This is a genomic window from Litorivicinus lipolyticus (assembly GCF_009650135.1).
Taxonomy (GTDB): Bacteria; Pseudomonadota; Gammaproteobacteria; order Pseudomonadales; family Litorivicinaceae; genus Litorivicinus; species Litorivicinus lipolyticus.
The window spans coordinates 1-19,078 of sequence record NZ_CP045871.1; the positions used below are offsets into that span (position 1 = coordinate 1).

The following is a 19,078-nucleotide window of genomic DNA, read 5'->3' on the forward strand; positions in this document are numbered from 1 at the left end:
CGGGTCATTTACAAGTCTTAATTTCAGTAAATTTCCCTGCCGTTTCCGGCACCCTTTCAAGACTTTCGTCTTGTTGGGGAGGCGCATAATACAGGGGAACATCGACAATGCAACGACCCATTTCAAGTATTTTCAATCGGCCATAAAAAAGGCCCATCGAGCACGCTCGACAGGCCTACTAGCGCACCTTTAAACGGCGCTAAGTCCGCTTGGCCTCGGGGATCAATCCCTTGGGTGCAAAACGTAGCGTCAACAGCAACACGATACCGACCGTCATCAAACGCATATGCGCGGCACTGTCGAGTAGGTGGGCGCGCACGGCACTGGACGGATCCAAGCCGGATGTCAGCGTATCGATCAACCACAGCCCGATCGGCTCGGCCTGAATCCAGAAGAACCAGATAAAGAAACCGCCCAGGACGGCCCCCCAGTTGTTGCCCGAGCCACCGATAATCACCATCACCCAAATCAAGAAGGTGTACCGCAGCGGGTTGTATGTGGTCGGCGTGAACTGACCATCAAGGGTCACCAGCATGGCGCCGGCCAAGCCAATCACCGCGCTGCCCAGTACGAACACGCGCAAGTGCTGCCAGGTGACGTCTTTGCCCATGGCGCCGGCCGCCGTTTCGTTATCACGAATCGCCCGCATCATTCGGCCCCAGGGTGAGCGCAGGGCTTTTTCCGACAGATACATGATCAGCGCCAACACCGCCACGAACAACAGCGTATAGAGGATCTTGACGAACAAGCCGGACGCGTCATCCACCGGCAAGCCCAGCGACAACGCCCACTCTTGGAACCAGCTGGCCTTTTGCAGGTCAACCTCGAAGGGCACCGGACGCGGCAAGCCGTTAACGTTCTTAACACCCCGGGTCAGCCAGTCTTCGTTCTTTAAGAAGAAGATCACGATCTCGGAAATGCCCAGCGTCGCAATCGCCAGGTAGTCCGAGCGCAAGCCCAAGGCCACCTTGCCAATGACCCAGGCTGCAGCCGCGGCGAACAGCGCACCCACCGGCCAGGCCAAGATAATCGGCAGACCCAAACCGCCCAGGTAGCCGCTGACACTGGGATCAACCGCTTCAATTGCGGCCACCGCAGGGTCCAAGACCGCCCGCGCCAGCAAATAGCCAATCGCCGCTGCCAAGGCCACCAAGCTGTAGCGCTTAGTACGGCGAAAGACCACCACACAGGCCACGACCGTGGCCACGCCGACTGCGACACCCGCCAAAATACCCCAACCGCCCGCGGCATAGGCCGCCGGCACCGGCGGCATCGAAACCAACACCGCCGCCAATCCACCGAGCGCGGCGAAGCCCATCACACCGACGTTAAACAGCCCGGCATAGCCCCACTGGATATTCACACCCAAGGCCATAATCGCGCTGATCAAACACAGGTTCAAAAGGGTAAAGGTCACCGACCAGCTTTGCAGCACGCCGACCGCGACCAGCATCAAGAACATCAGGCCGAACATCATCGGCGCGCGATAACGAGTAAATAGTGACTTCATAGTGTCTTCCCGCTGAACAGGCCGGTGGGTTTAATCAACAACACGATCACCAAAATGATGAACGACACCGCAATTTTGTAGTCGGTTGATAACAGCTGTAACAGCCCCTCCGGCTCCATGCTTTCGGGCACCAGATAACCGACCACTCGCTTGTAGGCGAAGGTGATCGCAATTTCCGACAGGGCGACCACGTAGCCACCGAAAATCGCTCCGAGCGGATTACCGACACCGCCGACAATGGCCGCGGCAAAAATCGGCAACAGCAACTGCATAAAGGTGAAGGGCTTAAAGGACTTGTCCAATCCGTATAGCGTGCCGGCAATGGTCGCCAGGGTCGCGGTCAGCAACCAGGCAATCAGGACCACGCGCTCGGGGCTGATACCGGACAGCAACGCCAGGTTTTCGTTGTCCGAAAACGCGCGCATGGATTTGCCCGTGCGTGTTTTGTTCAAGAACCAGAACACCGCACCGACCACCACGATCGCCGTGACGATGGTAATACCCTGGGTCATCTTGATCGCCAGGCCCTCATTCAAACCGGTCATCTGCTTGAACTCACGTGCCTTCATAATAAAGCGCGTACCATCAAAAAAGATCCGGTCAGCCGGGCCAATCGCAAAGCGCACGATACCGCCGATCACGAACATGGTGCCGATCGAGACAATCAAGAAGATCACGCTGGATGACTTTTGCTTGCGGTGATAGCGGTACACATAGCGGTCCATCAACAGCGCCAGCAGCATGCTCGACACAATACCAAACGGCAAAGCTAACAGCGCCGTCGGCAGGGGTTTAATGCTGACACCCCAACTTTGCAGAACCCAGGTGCCAAAAATAGTCATCATGGTGCCAAAGGCCATCATCTCGCCGTGGCCGAAGTTCGAGAACCGCAGCACGCTGTAGATCATGGTCACGCCAAGCGCACCCAGCGCCAGCTGGCTGCCATAGGTCAGCCCGGGCACGATCAAGAAGTTGGCCAAAATGACCAACGCGTTCAATAGTTCGGTCATGTCAGCCTCCCAGGAATGCTTTGCGGACTTCGGGGTTGGCCATCAATGCCTCCCCGGTATCGGTGAAACGGTTCGCTCCCTGAACCAGAACGTAACCTTTGTCGGCGATGTTGAGGGCCTGCTTGGCATTTTGCTCGACCATCAGGATGGCGATGCCTTGACGGGCAATCTCGATGATCCGATCAAACAGTTCGTCCATCACGATCGGCGACACACCGGCGGTGGGCTCGTCCAACAGCAACACTTTAGGGCGCGTCATTAAGGCACGGCCGACCGCGACCTGTTGGCGTTGACCACCGGACAGTTCGCCCGCGGGCTGGTGGCGCTTTTCTTTCAGGATCGGGAACAGGTCGAAGACCTGGGCCATGGTGCCGCTGATATCGTCTTCGCGGATAAAGGCGCCCATTTCGAGGTTTTCTTCGACCGTCATCGAGGTGAACACGTTGTGGGTCTGGGGCACAAAGCCCATGCCTTTGACGACGCGCTCTTCGGGCTTGAGGTGGGTGATGTCCTCGCCGTCGAACATGACGCTGCCTTGGCGCAAATTGAGCATGCCAAAGGTGGCTTTCATGGCAGTTGATTTACCGGCGCCGTTGGGCCCGACAATCACGGCGATTTCGCCCTTCTCAACCCCGATGGTGCAGTCGTGGAGAATATCGGCGCCGCCATAGCCGCCAGTCATGTTGTGACCTACTAGGAAGCTCATGCCTTGCTCTCTTTGTTCTTTAAGCCGGTGCCCAAATAGGACTCGATCACCGCCTCGTTATTTTTAACTTCGTCCGCCGTGCCCTGGGCCAATACCGCGCCCTCGGCCATACAGATGACCGGGTCACACAAGCGCGAAACAAAGTCCATGTCGTGCTCGATTAAACAAAAGGTGTAATTACGCTCTTGGTTGAGGCGCAAAATGGCGTCGCCAATTTTGCCCAGCAAGGTGCGGTTAACGCCCGCCCCGACTTCGTCCAAAAACACAATTTTAGCGTCGACCATCATGGTCCGGCCCAGCTCGATCAGCTTCTTCTGACCGCCGGACAGATTGCCTGCCAATTCGTCGGCGACGTGTTCAATTTCCAAGAAGCGAATCACTTCATCCGCTTTGGCACGCACGATCTCTTCGTGCTCACGCACCTTCGCAGGGCGCAGCCAGGTGTCCATTAAGCTTTCGCCAGGCTGGTTCGGGGGCACCATCATCAAATTTTCGCGCACCGTCAGGGTCGAGAACTCGTGGGCCAGCTGGAATGTACGCAACAGTCCTTTGCCGAATAGCTGGTGGGGCTGTAAGCCGGTGATGTCTTCACCGTCCAAATGGACCGTGCCCGAGGTCGGTGTATACAACCCGGCAATCACGTTAAACAGCGTTGTTTTGCCGGCGCCGTTAGGTCCAATCAAGCCGGTAATCGAGCCGGTCTTAATCTCCAAAGTCGCGCCGTTAACAGCTTGAATGCCGCCAAAGGATTTGTGCAGGTCGTGAACTTTAATCATGGGTTTCCGCCACTAATAAAAAAGCGGCCCGAACGCAAACGCATTCAGGCCGCCTTATACATCAAGGATTAACGGTAGCGAACGGTCGTGTTCTGCTGATCCTTAACCAAGACTTCACGGTAGCTACCGGCTGATTCGCCGCCGCCGATCATCTCTAGAGCCGTTGCACCGACATAGTCAATGTCACCGCCCGCTGCCAAGATTTCCAAACCACGCGCCAATTCGCCCGGCAGGATTTGCTCGCCTGGCGCGTTAGCGACTTCGAACATCTTAGCGCTGACCGCTTGGCTGTCGGTGGTGCCGGCTGCCTGCATGGCCAACAGCACCATCGCCGCCGCGTCGTATGACTCGGGCGAGTACGGGCCGTTTTTGAAGCCGTCCATTGCGGTCAGTTCATTGTAGATCGTAGCGCCGTTTGAATCGGTGCCCGGCACCGTACCAATCGAGCCATTCAAGTCGTCGCCAATGGCGGAGGTCAGGCTGTCGCCGATCATCGCGTCAGGCAAGAAGAACTGGTCGTACGCGCCGGCATCCAATGCACTTTGGATGATGCCCTTGCCGCCCTGGTCCAGGTAACCGACCACGACCAAGATGTCGCCGCCCGCTTGAGCCAATGCCGCGACTTCAGCGCCGTAGTCGCCTTTGCCGTCTTCGTGGGCTGCAACGATGGTGACCTTGCCGCCTTTGCCTTCAAAGTTTGACTGGATCGCGTCGGCCAAGCCTTTGCCGTAGTCGTTGTTAGTGTAGGTCATGGCGATTTCGTTGAAGCCTTGCTCCATCAATACTTCGCTGATGACTTGACCTTGACGGGCGTCAGACGGTGACGCGCGGTAGAACAAGTTATTGTCTTCCAACGTTGACAGCGCAGGTGACGTCGCTGACGGCGAGAAGATCAATGTGCCCGTGGGCATGGCAACGTTTTGCAGCATTGAGATGGTTGCGCCAGAGCACAAGCCGCCAATGATTGCGTCAACCTTGTCAGCGTTGACCAAACGGTCAGCCGCTGCAGCCGCCGCAGACGCGTCTACACAGGTTGAGTCGGCGCGAGTCGAGGTGACCTTGCCGCTAAAAAATTTGCCAGATTCGTTAACTTCTTTAATCGCAAGTTCCGCACCTGATGCCATGGCTGACGCCAAAGATTCCGCGGGACCGGTGAAGCCAAGGGCAACGCCCAATTTTACGTCTGCCATTGCAGGGGCAGCTAGAGTTGCCGCGGTGGCCAGTGCCAGTAGGGTTTTTTTCATTGTTTTCTCCGAAACATCAGATGTTCGACAATCAGTATTTGTCGACTATGAAAGGTACGCAGTTTTCCAAACAAAATGAAGTGGTGGCAATTGCTTTAGCGATGAATGCCCCGATCACGTATAGGTTAAGCGAATTTTCTGGGGAGTCGCATGCAAATTTCCGACGATCGTCCGGTATTGGTCACCGGCGCCACCGGCTACCTCGCAGGGTGGGTGATCCATGACCTGTTAAATGCTGGCGCGCGAGTGCATGCCACCGTGCGCGACCTGTCGCGTTCCAAACGGTTGCGGCCGCTGGAGGATATTGCCCGCGACAGCCCCGGCAGCCTGGAGTTTTTTCAAGCAGACCTGACCCGGCCCAATAGTTTTAAACGGCCGCTGCAGGGGTGCGCTCGGGTGATCCACATGGCCTCGCCCTTTACGCTGCATGCGGGCAACGCTCAACGTGACTTGCTGACGCCGGCGGTCGAGGGCACCCGCAACTTGCTGGACGCGGTCAACCAGAGCGCATCGGTTGAGCGTGTGGTGGTGACCAGCTCGGTCGCGGCCATGGCCGGTGACAATGCCGACATTCAGGGCCAACTGACGGCTAAGGATTGGAACCACAGCTCGTCGCTGACCCACCAACCTTACAGTTTTAGCAAAGCCGAAGCCGAGCGCTTGGCCTGGCGCATGGCCGACGCCCAGTCACGCTGGACCCTGGCCACAGTGCACCCGTCCTTGGTGGTCGGTCCCGCACTGGGGCAACCCTCGGCATCCGGTAGCTTTGAGCTGGTCGAACGCATGTGCTCGGGGCGACTGGCCCAAGGTATGCCGCCGCTGACGATTGGCACGGTAGATGTGCGCGATGTGGCGACCGCGCATGTTCAACTGGCGTTTAATGATTGGAGCGAACGGGTGATTGTGCACGGCCAAAGCCTGAGCATGGCCGACATGGCAGCGGAGCTGTTGGCGCTGGACCCAACGCTGGACCTGTCACCGCGGCAACTGCCCAAGTGGTTATTGTGGTTAGTCGGCCCAGCCTTCGAGCCGGAACTGACGCGACGTTTCATCAGCCGCAATTGCGGCCATGCGTTTGAGGCCGACAACCGCCGAGCGCGCAACGACCTGGGCATCGACTTTGCTGACACCCGAGCAGCGCTGCGTGCCATGGCGGGTCAAATGCTCGGGCAATAGCCTACAAATGCGACGCATAATGTCGCATTTGTGACGCCCTGCCGACAGCCGCCCACGCACACTACGGGCATGACACATAATCGGATCACCGGATGAAGCGCTTCGGCTTTTTATTGCTGCCACAATTTTCTCACCTGTCGTTCGCCTCGATGACCGAACCGATGCGCATCGCCAATCGGTTATCCGAGCACAAGCAGTTCGAATGGGTCCATTACTGCCTCAACGATGCCCCCACCGAAGCCAGCGACGGCCTGATGTTTCACCCGCACCGACCGATGTCCGAGACCGCCGATTTGGATGCGCTGTTTGTGGTCTCGGGTTTGGTCGCCGGCACCGACTTGGCCGACGCCGACTACCGCTGGCTGCGTGGGCTGGCGCGTGCGGGCAAGGTCATCGGGTCGACCTCGTCCGGCAGCTACGTACTGGCGAATGCTGGGGTGCTGCGCGGGCGCACCTGCACCGTGCATTGGTCGTTGCGAACGGGTTTCGCCGAGCGCTTCCCAAGCATCTTTTTAACCAACAACCTGTACGAATTTTCCGACAACCGCTGGACCTGTTCGGGAGGCGCGGCGGGACTGGACTTTGTGCTTGAAATCATTCGCCGCGAAGTGGGTCCGGAACTGGCAAAAAGCGTTGCCGAACAGTGTGTCCATCCGCAAATTCGTAGCGCCCAAGACCAGCAGCAAATGTCACCGGTAGCACGCTATAACATTCATAACGCACGCTTAGCCCAGGCCGTCAGTTTGATGGAAAGCAACATCGAGTCGCCGATGACCATCGACCAGATCGCGTCCAGGTCCAATGTCTCCAAGCGCCATCTGGAGCGCTTGTTTGACCAACACCTGGGACACCGTCCGGCGCGCTTTTACACGGCGCTCCGGCTAGGGCATGCACAAACACTATTGCGTCAAACGACCTTGCCGGTGACCGAAGTTGCGATACTCTCGGGTTTCAGCACCACCTCGTATTTCACTCGCCGCTACAAAGCCTTCTTTAGCAAATCGCCAAAGGATGACCGCGTCGAGTAACGACCCTAGGAGTTAGCATGCAGTTAAATGCCCCCGATCTGTTTCAACAACGTGCCTTTATTGGCGGCCAGTGGGTCGATGCCCCGCAGCGCATCGACGTTACTAACCCCGCGACCGGTGCCGTGCTTGGATCCGTGCCAGCCTTGGGCGCCGAGCACACGCGTCAGGCCATCGACGCAGCCCAGGCCGCCCTCGGCCCATGGAAAGCCACCACCGCCAAACACCGCGCCAACATTTTAAAACGCTGGTTTGAGCTGATTCACCAGCACCAAGACGATTTAGCACAGCTCATGACCTTGGAGCAGGGCAAGCCGCTTGCAGAGGCACGCGGCGAAGTCGCCTACGCCGCCAGCTTTGTCGAATGGTTTGCCGAGGAAGGCAAACGTGCCGGCGGCACCCTGGTGCCGGCGCACAAAACCGACGCGCGCATTGTCGTCCAGAAAACAGCGGTCGGCGTGGTCGCGGCGATCGCCCCCTGGAACTTCCCGTTGGCGATGATCACGCGCAAAGCCGCACCGGCCTTGGCAGCGGGTTGCACCTTTGTGGTCAAGCCATCGGAGCTGACGCCATTTTCAGCCCTGGCGCTGATGAAGCTGGCCCAGCAGGCCGGCGTCCCGGACGGAGTCCTTAGCTGCGTAACCGGGTATGCCGAGGCTATCGGCGCCGAGATGACCGCGAATAAAACCGTCCGCAAGCTGTCGTTCACCGGATCCACCCGGGTTGGCAAGCTACTGATGGCGCAGTCCAGCGAAACGGTTAAGCGGTTGTCGCTGGAATTGGGCGGCAACGCTCCCTTTATTGTTTTTGACGATGCCGACTTGGATGACGCTGTGGCCGGCGCCATGGCGTCGAAATACCGTAACGCCGGCCAGACCTGTGTCTGTGCCAACCGCTTTTACATACAGGCCGGTGTCTACGATGCCTTTGTCGATAAGCTGACCGCCGAGGTCGCTAAACTGACCGTCGGCAATGGGCTAGATGAGGGCATCACGCAGGGGCCGCTGATCAATCAGGCGGCGCTTGAAAAGGTTGAGCGCCATGTCGCCGATGCCGTCCAGCGTGGCGGCACCGTCGTTATCGGCGGCCAACGCGCACAAACCGGGCTTAGCGGACACTTTTACCAACCGACCCTGATCACCGGCGTCAGTGCCGATGCCTTGCTGTGCCGCGAGGAAACCTTTGGTCCGGTCGCCGGCCTGGTCAAATTCGACAGCGAGGCCGACGTCATCGCCAAGGCCAACGACAGCGACTTCGGCTTGGCGGCGTACTTTTACAGCCGCGACCTGGCCCGTGTGTGGCGCGTGGCCGAGGCCCTGGAAAGCGGCATCATTGGCATCAACGAGGGCTTAATCTCGACCGAGGCGGCGCCCTTTGGTGGCGTCAAACAGTCCGGCCTAGGCCGCGAAGGGTCCAGCGCCGGCATTGAAGAGTATTTCGAGCTGAAGTACCTGTTGATCGGTGGCCTCGGCTAAAAGCCACGGTGAACCAGCGCCACCACCAGCGCCAACATACCGGCGATGGTGGCGGCAAAGGTCAGGCGCATGCCACGCGCGCGGTTGCGAAAATCAGTCTCGCTTTCGCGCGGATTTTGAATGCCGTTGGCGTGAAACAACCGGCCAACCAGTAAAATCAGCACCGCAATCGATGCCAGCAGCGCATAGCCCAGGGCAAAGGTGATGGCCGGCGCGATCAAATTAATCGGCGTGTTTTCAATAAAATTGCGATGCGCCGAGACCGCCCGCTCCATGTCATCGCCTTTGATCCCGATGGCAATTTCGTTACGCCTGCGTTGGCCGATCACTTTCAGCAGCAACCGCCAATTCAGCATCACCAGCGCGCCCAGTCCGGCGACAAACAGCAGCGTCCCGACAACGTTCAAAACATCCATCCTAGCCTCCTTGGTCGGCGCACTATAACGCGCTTGCCTCAGGGTTTTGACGCACCACCGCTACGCTCCGATTCCTTGACTACACTGAAGGTGTGAAAACTGACTTGCAACTTCGACTCACGGACCAGGAACTGACCCTGTCCGACGGCACCGCCCTGCGACTGGCGCTGCCTGGCCCAACGCCGCGCCGTTCACGGGCGCCGTGGTTGTTTATCGGCCTGACATTGGCGCTCGCAGCCTACCTAGGCTGGTGGTCCCAGCAGCCCTGGCTGTTCATCCAAGGCCCGACTCTAATCAGTCAGCAAACGCCAGCCGGGTTGGCGCCGCTGCTGTGTCAACGCCTGACCGACGATTTGGGACCGCACCAAGGCGCGTCCGATCCTTGGCTGCCCGCACCGGCCGGTGGCGATTTCAAAGGCCGCTGTCTGGACGGTGCGTTGACACTGGAAACGCTGATGGCCAAGGGCCTGATATTCATGGGCGCGCCGGTGCCGGTGCTGGCGATGGATGCGATTGCCACCGAACACGAATGGACGCTGCGAGCGCGTCTGAATGGCCAGCAGCTCACCGCGAATGCTCCGTTGGCCCACGAACTGACCTTGCTGCCGAGTTTTCAACGCTTGGCGTTGGGGTCCGTCAACCCAGTATTCGCAGCCCAGTCACAAATTGCCGAAGGGGCGTATGACGCCGCGCTCGCCAGTCTGGCCGTGAGCCACGGCCCCGAAGCCGACCTGACGCGGGCACGCGCTTTGTATTTAGCCCAGCGCCGGGCCGAGGCGTGGCAGATGTACGAAGGCTACGATGCCGGCGAATACCAGGGCTTGGTGCGCATTGCGCTGGCCCGCATTGCGGCCGACGATGGCAACACCGAGTCGGCGTTAACCATGCTCGAATCCGCCCACAGCAGCGATCCGCAACTGCGGGTCGACGTCGCCCTGGGTCTGGGTCAAGTGGCGCTCGCCCAACAGTGGATTGACGCTGTGGAGGGACCGGCGCAATGGCCGCTGCGTGCGCAAATTGCCGCCGCCCTGGGCCAGCACGACGGCGTCATCGCCGCCCTTAGCCAGCTCCCCAGTCAGCAGCTCAGCAGCGCTCAGCGCACCACCTTAGCCGGCGCGTTGCGCATGCGTGCCCGCTACGAGCAGGCACGGGCACTGATCGCCGATGTCGATAGCCCCGGCGCCGACCTGGTTCGCGCCCAACTGCAGTTTGACCGCGGCGACGTCGATGCTGCATTGCGCGCAGCCGCCGCCATTGAATTACCCGCCGCACGCAACTGGGCCGCTCAGCAGTGGGCCTGGGACAACCAGCCGGCGAACGCGCTCGGGCTAATTCGTGGGGGCGATGACGCCAGCCATGCGCTGCGATTCGAGGCGCTGTTGGGGCTGGACAATGAAGCCGCCGAACAGGCCGCCGACGCCATGGGCGACGACGTCAGTCGCGCCTGGTCACACGGCCGCTTAGCGCTGGCGCGTGGCGACACCACCCAGGCGACCGCGATCCAGCAACGACTCGCGAGTCTGAGCCCGGACCACGCCAATCATCTGGGCGCACTGATCAACACCGCCCTGGGCTTTGATGAGGACGCCGCCATCAGTCTGCGCAATCTGCCCAAGACGGCACACTGGTCGCGCCACCGCTTTATCGCCGCGGCCCAGCTGGGCCAAGCCACCCGATCGCAATTGAGTGCCGGCGAACAACGCCTGGCGCGCGTCGTCACCGTCCAGGTTGAGTACGCCATGGCCCACGATGACGCGGCCGTCGCCGCGCAGCTCGCGCGCGCTCAGCTGCAAGCCCGCGACGACGCCCCAGGCATGGCACTGTGGCTGGCGCGCGCCTACCGCAGTCAAGGCCTCAACGAAGCGGCGCTGGACAGTTACAACCAGCTCGACTTGGCTCGCGGCGACGCCGAGCAGGCCGCACAACTGGCTCACGAATTGGGCGCATTTGACCGCGTCAGCAGCTGGCTGGCCCCGCATGCGACGCAGCTATCGAAGCCCGCGCAAGGGCAATTGTTGAATGCCTGGATTGAAACCCAACAAACCGATGCCGCCGAGGCCTGGATCCGCAGCGCCGTGGTGCGCGCACCTGATGACGCTCAGCTCTATGTTTACTGGGGCCAAGTGGCCGAGGGCTCGGGGGATTTAATCGGCGCCATCAGCAAGTACCGCCAAGCCGCGCGTCTGGCGCCGGATTTTGGCCCGGCGCATTTGGCCTGGGCGCTGGCGCTGGAGCAGCGCGGCGAGCGCAACGCGGCGTTCAAGCGCATGGCCCAAGCGAGCGGTGAATTGAGTGACGATCAATGGATCGCCAAAGCCGATTTTTATACCCGCGCCGAGTACCCGGACCTGGCGGCACAGGCCCTGGATCAGGCTGACATCGGCGTGCCGGCACTGCGCTTAAAGGTAGCTGCATTGCAGGCCGCCCAAGGCCTAAACCATGCCGCTCACGAAAGCTTCAGCGCGGCCATGAGCGACGCCGTCGAGGACCCTGCGCTGTGGCGGACCTGGGGTGATTCGCTGGCGGCCCTGGGCCAAACCACCGAGGCGTTGGACAAATATAAGGTCGCCGTGCGCCTAAGCCGTTAGCCGCAAGTTGGCGCTGAGGCCATCGCCGACGTTGGTCAGGGTCAGCTGGCCGCCGTGAACGCGCGCAATTCGGTGCACAATCGCCAGCCCCAAACCGCTGCTGCCGCTGGGGGTCACGCCCTGATAAAAGGGTTCCGCGGCCTGTCCAAGCAAGGTCGGGTCCATGCCGCCGGCTTGATCACGGACATCAAAGCCGTGGGCCGATTGAAGGATCTGGATGGACTGCCCCGGCTGACTTAACTGAATCGCATTACGGACCAAGTTATCCAGCCCAATACGCACCAGCGCAGGGTCCGCCGGACCGTTAAACGTCGGGCCCTGCACGCTCAACTCGATACCCTCGGCCTGGGCTTGCTCACGCCACTCGTCGATCCACTGGCCGATGCGCAGCGCCCAACCCTGGGACGTCGGTGCTAACACCCAAGCATCCGCGTCCAACCGCGACAACGTCAGCATCTGTTCTAACAGCGCATCCAGCGCGCTGATTTGTTGGTGCGCACGCGGCAGTATGTCGCCGGCTTTGTCCGGCGCCCGCTCGATCAAATCCAACACCAACTTTAATCGCGTCAGCGGGCTGCGGACTTCGTGGGAGATCATCCGCGTCAGTGCGCGCTGCGCTTCAAGCTGGTCGCGAATACGCCCGGCCATAGCGGTCAATTCACGCGCCAAGTTGCCGGCCTCATCAGCGCGTTCAGTGGTGCCACGCGGGGCCGGGGTGTCCAAATCACGCCCCAGCGCACCGGCCCAGCGGGTCAGGGCCACAATCGGCCGGCTTAAGTGGCGCGACAACCCGTAGGCCAGCACCGCCGCCACCAAGGCGCCGATCATGACGAACCAAAACAGGCGTTGTTCGGGCGGTTCCTGGGCGATTCGCGGCTGGCGCGTGACCAAAAACATTTTCAGCGGCTGATCGTCTAAGAACACCAAGGCCGGCCCTAAAAAAACGCGCCCGCCATCAATCCACATGCGCGGGGCCGAGGGTTCCGAGTCCTCGGCAATGTCGTCCAAGAACGGCCGACGCGGGCCAATCGGCTGGTTGTCCATCGAATAAAGATACGGCCGCAGGCGACGCGATTCGAGACTGTCCAGACCGGCCAAACCGTCGCGCGCCAACTGCGCGTTGACGACCTGAGCGACCCGCCCCAGCACCGCAGCACCGGCGGGATCAACGTCGCTGGATGGAATTTCACGCAGCACATGCGTCAGCATGCCAACGGTGGCGGCGACCACCACCAGCGCCAGCCAAAAGCCGGTAAAGATGCGCCAAAATAGGCTCATTCAGGCTCGACCCATTGGTAGCCACGGTTGCGCAGGGCAACGATTTTCGGCGCGCCCTGACCCTCGCCAAGTTTTTTACGCAGCCGCGATATGTGCACATCGATGGCACGATCATAGGGCCCCAACGGTTTGCCCAAGGCGCTCTCGCTGAGCTCGTCCTTGGACACCGGCTCGGGTGATTTGGCCAACAATAAATCCAGCAAATCGAACTCGGCCGCGGTGACATCGATTAAGTCACCGGACAACTTGGCCTCGCGCCGGGCATGGTTCAACACCATGGCCGAATCATGCACCGCAACCTGGGCATGGGCACGGCGCAGCACCGCACGGATGCGCGCGGTCAACTCACGCGTCTCGAACGGTTTTGGCAGGTAATCGTCCGCCCCCAACTCCAATCCCAGCACCCGGTCCATCGCCTCGCCACGGGCGGTCAGCATGATGACCGGTAAGTCCGGGTGGGCCTCGCGGATTTCACGCAACAAGTCAAAGCCGTTGCCGTCGGGCAGGCCGACGTCCAACAAGACCAGACTTTGCGGCTTTTTCAAACACTCACGCGCGGCTGCCAAACTGGGCGCCTGCTCAATTTCAAACCCTTCAAAAGCCAGAACCTGTGCCAACAAGTCAGCCAGATCCGGGTCGTCTTCAACCATCAGTAATCGATTCATAGTGTGCAGTCTGTCGCTAATTGGAGGCGCTGACATTGTTCTTTACAAAGCTTTACGGCGCGATACCCAAGTTCATGGTGGTACCGCGCATAGTGCACTCATCAACTACGAGGAGCACCACCCATGAAGAAAATTGCAATGATCTCTGCGTTAGTCGTCGCCACTGCCACCGCCGGTTTCGCCGTCGCTGATGGCCGCGGGGATCGCATGATGAAAGGCCTGGATTTAACCGATGCCCAGCAAACTCAAATGATGGAATTACGCGATCAACAGCGCGCCACCATGCAGGCGATGCACGCCGCATTTAGCGCCAACGTTCGGGCCATTTTGACACCCGAACAGCAAGTGACCTTTGATGAGCGGATGCAAAAGCGTCAGGCCAAAATGGAAAAGCGCGACGGCAAGGACGGCTACGGCATGAAGGGCGATCGTAGCTAATTCAACCACCACATGGGCGGAGCGTCACCCGGCGCTCCCGCCATTTTGCATACAGTGCTAGGCTTCGCCCATGCACATACCCCAGCACCCCAGTCGCCCCACCCACCGCACCTTTCACGGCCAACCACTGACCGATCCTTACCCGGACCTGCGGCCGCACAATTGGCGTGAAGCCCTCGACGACCCGGCCCTACTACCCGAGCCCATTACCCAGCTATTGGATGATGAAGCGCGCTACGCCGCGCAATTTACCCAGCTCGAGGCGGAAGCGGCCTTGGTCGACGAATTCAAATCGCGCATGGCGCCGGCCCCAATCGGGTTGGAGACGCCCCACGACCATTGGCATTATGGCTGGCACTACCAAGACGGCGCCGACTACCCCTGCTATACCCGCCGCCGCGACGGCAGCGACACCCGCGAAACCTATTTCGACGGCCCGGCCAAGGCCCGCGGCTTCGAATTTTGGGATCTGGGCTGTGTCGAGCACGCCTGGGACCATGAATGGATTGCCTACAGCGTCGACACCGATGGCAACGAGCGCTATCAGCTGCACGTCGCCCGTCCCGGCGGTGATGCCGAGTTTTCGATCGGCGATGCCCAGGCGCAAATGGTCTGGACCCACGATGGCGACCTGATTTATGTCTGGCTGGACGCCGAAAGCCGCCCACGCGAAGTGCGGCGTTGGAATTTTATCCGCGATGAAATCACGCTGATCTATGCCGAGCCCGACACCGGCTGGTTTTTGAGCCTGGCGGAAACCCAAGACGGACGCTTTGGTATTGTCAGCGCCCACCAGCACCAGGTCAGCGAAGTGCGCTTGCTGGACCTGGCGGGTGGCGAGTTATCCGGACCGATTTGTGACCGCGACCAGGGCCGTGAATACGAGGTCGAAACCCACCGCGACCGGCTGATTATCAAGTCCAACCACGAACGCGCTGATTTCGCCCTTTACCAGGCCGACGCGGCGCAGCCGCACGACTGGCAACCGCTGTACGCACCCGAGCATGGGCTGCTCGACGACTGGGCGGTGCTGGATGACTTTTTGATCGTGCTCGAAAGCCGTGATTTTGTGCCCGCGCTGCGCTGGCGCCGCCACCAGGACCGGACCTGGCAGAGCCTGTCACCGCCCGAGCCGATCTGTGATTTGGGATTAATCGGCGTACTCGAAAGCCATCAACAGTGGCAGCGACTGGGCTTTTCATCGCCACGCCACCCGGCCGAAACCTGGCAATTGGATTTGGACAGTGGCGCCGTTCGCACGCTCAAAACCGAAACCCTACCGTGCGGCCACAACCCCGACGATTACCGGGTTCGTCGGGAATGGGCCGTCAGTCCAGACGGCACACGGGTGCCGCTGACGGTGCTGGAAATGGCCAACCCACCCAGCCCGGCGCCAACGCTGCTGTATGGCTACGGGGCCTATGGCGTCAGCTTGGAACCGGCGTTTTCGCGCCACCGTTTAAGCCTAGTCGAGCGCGGCGTGTGTCATGTCACCGCCCACGTCCGCGGCGGCATGGAACTGGGTTATCACTGGTACGAGCAAGGCCGGGACGCCTACAAGACCAACACCTTTGATGATTTTGAGGCGGCGCTGGACTGGGTCTTGGAAAACCGCGGCCCGCGCGTGGTCATCCACGGCGGCAGTGCCGGCGGCATGTTAGTGGGCTGTGTGCTCAACCGGCGCGCCGAAGATTTAGCCGGGGTGGTCGCGGATGTACCCTTCGTCGATGTGTTGAACACCATGCTGGATCCCGACCTGCCTCTGACACCGCCGGAGTGGCCGGAATGGGGCAACCCAATCGAAGACGCCGAGGCGTTCAAACGGATCCAGTCATATTCGCCGTACGACAACGTGCGCCCGCGCGCTTATCCGCCGCTGTGGATTACCGCTGGGCTGACCGACCCGCGCGTGACATTTTGGGAGCCCCTTAAATGGTGCACGCGGCTGCGTGCCGCCCAAACCGGCAACGCGCCGATTGTGCTGGCCATGGAAGACGCCGGGCACGGCGGCGCCAGTGGACGTTTTGGCCATTTGGCCGACGTCGCCCAGTGCTACCGCTTTATTTTGGATCAGTTGACGCCCGGCTGGGCGCCACCGGATTAAGCACCGCTCAAATGGGCGCGCATGATGTGATCGGCGAGTTGGCGGGCGCGGTGGCGAGTGAAATCGTCCAGCGTCGGGTTGCGCGCCATGACTTTTAACGACTCCCAGTCGGCGCAGTCAAACAGCACCCGGATTTGGCTCAGCGGCAGATCTGGACGCGCGGCGGCATCGGCCAACACCGAGCGTTCGATCAGCGTGGTCAGATCGTCCTCGAGCCCGAGGCTGTGGATATCCCTGAGTATGCGTACCAGCTGAGTGCACAACGGCAAGGCGTGCACCGCCGCGTGAAAGCGCTGAATGACGGGTTGGTAATGCTCCGGCGCCAACCCCGTACACGCATAGTCGAGGGCTAAATCAGCAATCGCCCGAAGTTGTTCGCACAGCGGTTCAGTTTTAACCGGCATAGATGTCCCATAAAGCGGGTCATCCTGACCGATTATTCCCTGGTGCTTGGATTATCAGGGTGCGTAGTAAATCGCACAAGGCGCGGTCGCCCGCAGCGCGCCACGAATCGGCATGTCCGCGACCGGACCGTCTTTCAACGCCGCCTCCAATACCGCGCGTTTGCTGGCGCCACAGGTCAGCACCACGATGTAGCGCGAGTTAATCACACTCGCCAGCGATAGGCTCATGCGTGCGTAGGGTGCCGTGGTCGGATTGACCGCCACCACCACATCGTCCGTGGTCAAGGCCCGGCCAAGTTCTTCGGAGCACGGGAACAGACTGGCGGTGTGCGCGTCCTCACCCATACCCAGCAGCATCACATCGCACGGCCAAGGCAACGCAGCGTAATCTTGGTTGCGCTGAGCGACGCCGGCCTCGGGCGATGCGTGCGGCGTTTTCATCGGCACGAACTGGGCGTCGACGGCTTTATTTTGCAACAGCAATTCACGCACCAAGCGTTCATTCGAATCGGCGCTGAACTCGTCAACCCAGCGGTCGTCGACCAAACCGATGCGCACGTGGGCCCAGTCGATCGGCGTGTTGGCCAACAGCGGGAACAGAGTTTTCACCGTGCTGCCGCCGCTAACCGCCAAAAAGGCGATGCCACGCTGTTGGATGGCGCCGTGCAAGCGCGCGCAAATATCCGCGGCCAGGTCACGCATCAAGGTATCGCGTTGGTCGCGTACGACCCAGTTCACTTCACTCATGCCAGCTGTGTCCATTTCGTTCGGCCAAGGCAATCGCTGAGGTCGGGCCCCAGGTGCCGGCGCTGTAGTGTTTCGGGGCGCTTGTTTCGCTCTGCCAGGCCTGCATGATGTCATCGACCCAACGCCAAGCGACCTCGACTTCGTCACGGCGCACGAACAGCGTTTGGTTACCGCGGACCACGTCAAATAACAAACGCTCGTAGGCGTTGCGCGGCGGCTTGAAGTCTTCGGTCGACAGGTTCAGCTCGGCTTTTTGCAGCTTCATGCCGCCACCCAATCCGCGCACCTTGTACATCATCTGTAGCTGGATGCCTTCCTGGGGCTGCAGACGAATCACCAACTTGTTGGCCTGAACGTCGGCGTTTTCGGGGGCAAACAGGTCGTGCGGTACGTCGCGGAATTGGACCACGATTTCCGAGTACCGGTGCGGCATGCGCTTGCCCGTGCGCAGGTAAAACGGCACCCCGGCCCAGCGCCAGTTGTCGATCTCAGCGCGCAACGCGACAAAGGTTTCGGTTCGCGAACCGGGTTTGCAACCGGGCTCTTCGAGGTAACCGGGAACCGCCTTGCCATCGATCGCCCCGGCGCGGTATTGACCCCGCACGGTGCTGGATTCGATGTCACGGTCGCGAATCGGGCGCAGTGCGCGTAACACTTTGACCTTTTCATCACGCACCGCGTCCGGGTCCAAGCTGGCCGGTGGCTCCATCGCCACCAGGCTGACCAGTTGCAAAATGTGGTTTTGGACCATGTCGCGCATGGCGCCGGAATCGTCGTAGTAACCCCAGCGGCCCTCGACGCCGACGGTCTCGGACACCGTCACCTGGACGTGATCGACGCCGGCTGAATTCCAACGCGGCTCAAAAATACCGTTGGCAAAGCGCAGCGCCAGCAAGTTCTGAACCGTCTCCTTGCCCAAGTAGTGGTCAATACGGTAGATCGAGGCTTCTGGGAAGACCGCATCAACCGCGTCGTTAATCACGCGAGAGCTGGCCAAGTCGGTGCCGATCGGCTTTTCGATCACGACCCGGGCTTGGGCGCCGGCCAAGCCTGCGTGATCCAGGCCCGCACAGATCGCGCCGTACAAGCTCGGTGAGGTCGACAAATAGTGGATCAGCGGGCGTCCACTGCGATCACCCAGGCGCTCAGCCACGGCGACAAAGGCCTCGGGGTCATGCACGTCCAAAGGGGTATAATCCAGGGCCGCTGAAAAGCGCTCCCACACGGCGGCTTCGTACTCGCCTTCCGGGGCAAACTCTTGCAGCTTGGCGTGGATGATGGCGGTAAACTCGGCCGCACTTTGATCCGTGCGCGCCAACCCCAAAATTCGACAGCCGCCGGGCAGGTGACCGTCGCGGAACAAGCAATACAGCGCCGGGTACAGTTTGCGGCCGGCCAAATCGCCGGTGGCACCGAACAAAAGAATGTCTGAAGGCTGAGCAATCCACTCAGCAACACCTGATGGCATAGGGGTTTCCTCGTAATGTAGTAAACATCCTACATTTGTTTTAATGAT

The 19,078-nt window shown here is 60.5% G+C and carries 17 protein-coding genes; 6 read left to right on the forward strand and 11 right to left on the reverse strand.

Annotated features, from left to right (window positions below; translation table 11 throughout):
* Window positions 1-199: 199 nt before the first annotated feature.
* The 5 genes from GH975_RS00005 to GH975_RS00025 all read right to left on the reverse strand — a co-directional run bounded on the left by GH975_RS00005 (window position 200) and on the right by GH975_RS00025 (window position 5,246).
* Window positions 200-1,510, reverse strand: a complete 1,311-nt coding sequence (locus GH975_RS00005) for a branched-chain amino acid ABC transporter permease (protein ID WP_153712525.1) — start codon at window positions 1,508-1,510, stop codon at window positions 200-202.
* A complete protein-coding gene (locus GH975_RS00010) occupies window positions 1,507-2,520 on the reverse strand; it encodes a branched-chain amino acid ABC transporter permease (protein WP_153712526.1) in 1,014 nt (337 codons plus the stop codon). Before GH975_RS00010 ends, GH975_RS00005 begins: the two co-directional genes overlap by 4 nt.
* A 1-nt stretch (window position 2,521) precedes the next feature.
* Window positions 2,522-3,226, reverse strand: a complete 705-nt coding sequence (locus GH975_RS00015; RefSeq protein WP_153712527.1) for an ABC transporter ATP-binding protein — start codon at window positions 3,224-3,226, stop codon at window positions 2,522-2,524.
* Window positions 3,223-4,002, reverse strand: a complete 780-nt coding sequence (locus GH975_RS00020) for an ABC transporter ATP-binding protein (RefSeq protein ID WP_153712528.1) — start codon at window positions 4,000-4,002, stop codon at window positions 3,223-3,225. Before GH975_RS00020 ends, GH975_RS00015 begins: the two co-directional genes overlap by 4 nt.
* Before the next feature lie 68 nt (window positions 4,003-4,070).
* Window positions 4,071-5,246: an ABC transporter substrate-binding protein gene (locus GH975_RS00025; RefSeq protein ID WP_153712529.1), complete on the reverse strand. Its 1,176-nt coding sequence runs from the start codon at window positions 5,244-5,246 to the stop codon at window positions 4,071-4,073.
* Window positions 5,247-5,396: 150 nt separating this feature from the next.
* On the opposite strand from GH975_RS00025, the gene GH975_RS00030 reads away from it, so the two are divergent.
* The 3 genes from GH975_RS00030 to GH975_RS00040 all read left to right on the forward strand — a co-directional run bounded on the left by GH975_RS00030 (window position 5,397) and on the right by GH975_RS00040 (window position 8,922).
* Complete coding sequence (locus GH975_RS00030; RefSeq protein ID WP_153712530.1) at window positions 5,397-6,422, forward strand: NAD-dependent epimerase/dehydratase family protein; 1,026 nt, start codon at window positions 5,397-5,399, stop codon at window positions 6,420-6,422.
* A 92-nt stretch (window positions 6,423-6,514) separates the two neighbouring features.
* Window positions 6,515-7,450, forward strand: coding sequence for a GlxA family transcriptional regulator (locus GH975_RS00035; RefSeq protein ID WP_153712531.1), 936 nt, complete (start codon window positions 6,515-6,517; stop codon window positions 7,448-7,450).
* 17 nt (window positions 7,451-7,467) lie between these two features.
* Window positions 7,468-8,922 carry an NAD-dependent succinate-semialdehyde dehydrogenase gene (locus GH975_RS00040; protein WP_153712532.1) on the forward strand — a complete coding sequence of 485 codons (1,455 nt, stop codon included), beginning with the start codon at window positions 7,468-7,470 and terminating at the stop codon, window positions 8,920-8,922.
* Here the strand turns inward: GH975_RS00040 and GH975_RS00045 are convergent.
* The gene (locus GH975_RS00045; protein ID WP_153712533.1) at window positions 8,919-9,338 is read right to left on the reverse strand and encodes an MAPEG family protein; all 420 of its coding nucleotides are present in this window, start codon (window positions 9,336-9,338) and stop codon (window positions 8,919-8,921) included. The genes GH975_RS00040 and GH975_RS00045 overlap by 4 nt on opposite strands.
* 104 nt (window positions 9,339-9,442) lie before the next feature.
* On the opposite strand from GH975_RS00045, the gene GH975_RS00050 reads away from it, so the two are divergent.
* Window positions 9,443-11,926 (forward strand): UDP-N-acetylglucosamine--peptide N-acetylglucosaminyltransferase SPINDLY family protein, encoded by a 2,484-nt coding sequence (locus tag GH975_RS00050; RefSeq protein WP_153712534.1) that lies wholly within the window; start codon window positions 9,443-9,445, stop codon window positions 11,924-11,926.
* Here the strand turns inward: GH975_RS00050 and GH975_RS00055 are convergent.
* Together GH975_RS00055 and GH975_RS00060 are read right to left on the reverse strand one after the other, a co-directional pair.
* On the reverse strand, window positions 11,915-13,204 hold the full coding sequence (locus GH975_RS00055) for a sensor histidine kinase (RefSeq protein WP_153712535.1): 1,290 nt from the start codon (window positions 13,202-13,204) through the stop codon (window positions 11,915-11,917). The genes GH975_RS00050 and GH975_RS00055 overlap by 12 nt on opposite strands.
* Window positions 13,201-13,869: a response regulator transcription factor gene (locus GH975_RS00060; protein WP_153712536.1), complete on the reverse strand. Its 669-nt coding sequence runs from the start codon at window positions 13,867-13,869 to the stop codon at window positions 13,201-13,203. Before GH975_RS00060 ends, GH975_RS00055 begins: the two co-directional genes overlap by 4 nt.
* 123 nt (window positions 13,870-13,992) lie before the next feature.
* Between GH975_RS00060 and GH975_RS00065 the strand changes: the two genes are divergently transcribed.
* Together GH975_RS00065 and GH975_RS00070 are read left to right on the forward strand one after the other, a co-directional pair.
* Window positions 13,993-14,307, forward strand: coding sequence for a Spy/CpxP family protein refolding chaperone (locus GH975_RS00065; RefSeq protein WP_153712537.1), 315 nt, complete (start codon window positions 13,993-13,995; stop codon window positions 14,305-14,307).
* A gap of 70 nt (window positions 14,308-14,377) precedes the next feature.
* Window positions 14,378-16,411 (forward strand): prolyl oligopeptidase family serine peptidase, encoded by a 2,034-nt coding sequence (locus GH975_RS00070; protein WP_153712538.1) that lies wholly within the window; start codon window positions 14,378-14,380, stop codon window positions 16,409-16,411.
* Here GH975_RS00070 and GH975_RS00075 read toward each other — a convergent pair.
* Genes GH975_RS00075 through zwf form a run of 3 tightly spaced genes read right to left on the reverse strand, consistent with a single transcriptional unit; the run spans window position 16,408 to window position 19,030 of the window.
* Window positions 16,408-16,815: a hypothetical protein gene (locus GH975_RS00075; RefSeq protein WP_153712539.1), complete on the reverse strand. Its 408-nt coding sequence runs from the start codon at window positions 16,813-16,815 to the stop codon at window positions 16,408-16,410. The two genes, GH975_RS00070 and GH975_RS00075, sit on opposite strands and share 4 nt — an antisense overlap.
* A gap of 54 nt (window positions 16,816-16,869) precedes the next feature.
* Window positions 16,870-17,562 (reverse strand): 6-phosphogluconolactonase, encoded by a 693-nt coding sequence (gene pgl / locus GH975_RS00080; RefSeq protein WP_170272489.1) that lies wholly within the window; start codon window positions 17,560-17,562, stop codon window positions 16,870-16,872.
* Window positions 17,555-19,030, reverse strand: coding sequence for a glucose-6-phosphate dehydrogenase (zwf, locus tag GH975_RS00085; RefSeq protein WP_153712541.1), 1,476 nt, complete (start codon window positions 19,028-19,030; stop codon window positions 17,555-17,557). Before zwf ends, pgl begins: the two co-directional genes overlap by 8 nt.
* Window positions 19,031-19,078: the final 48 nt, after the last annotated feature.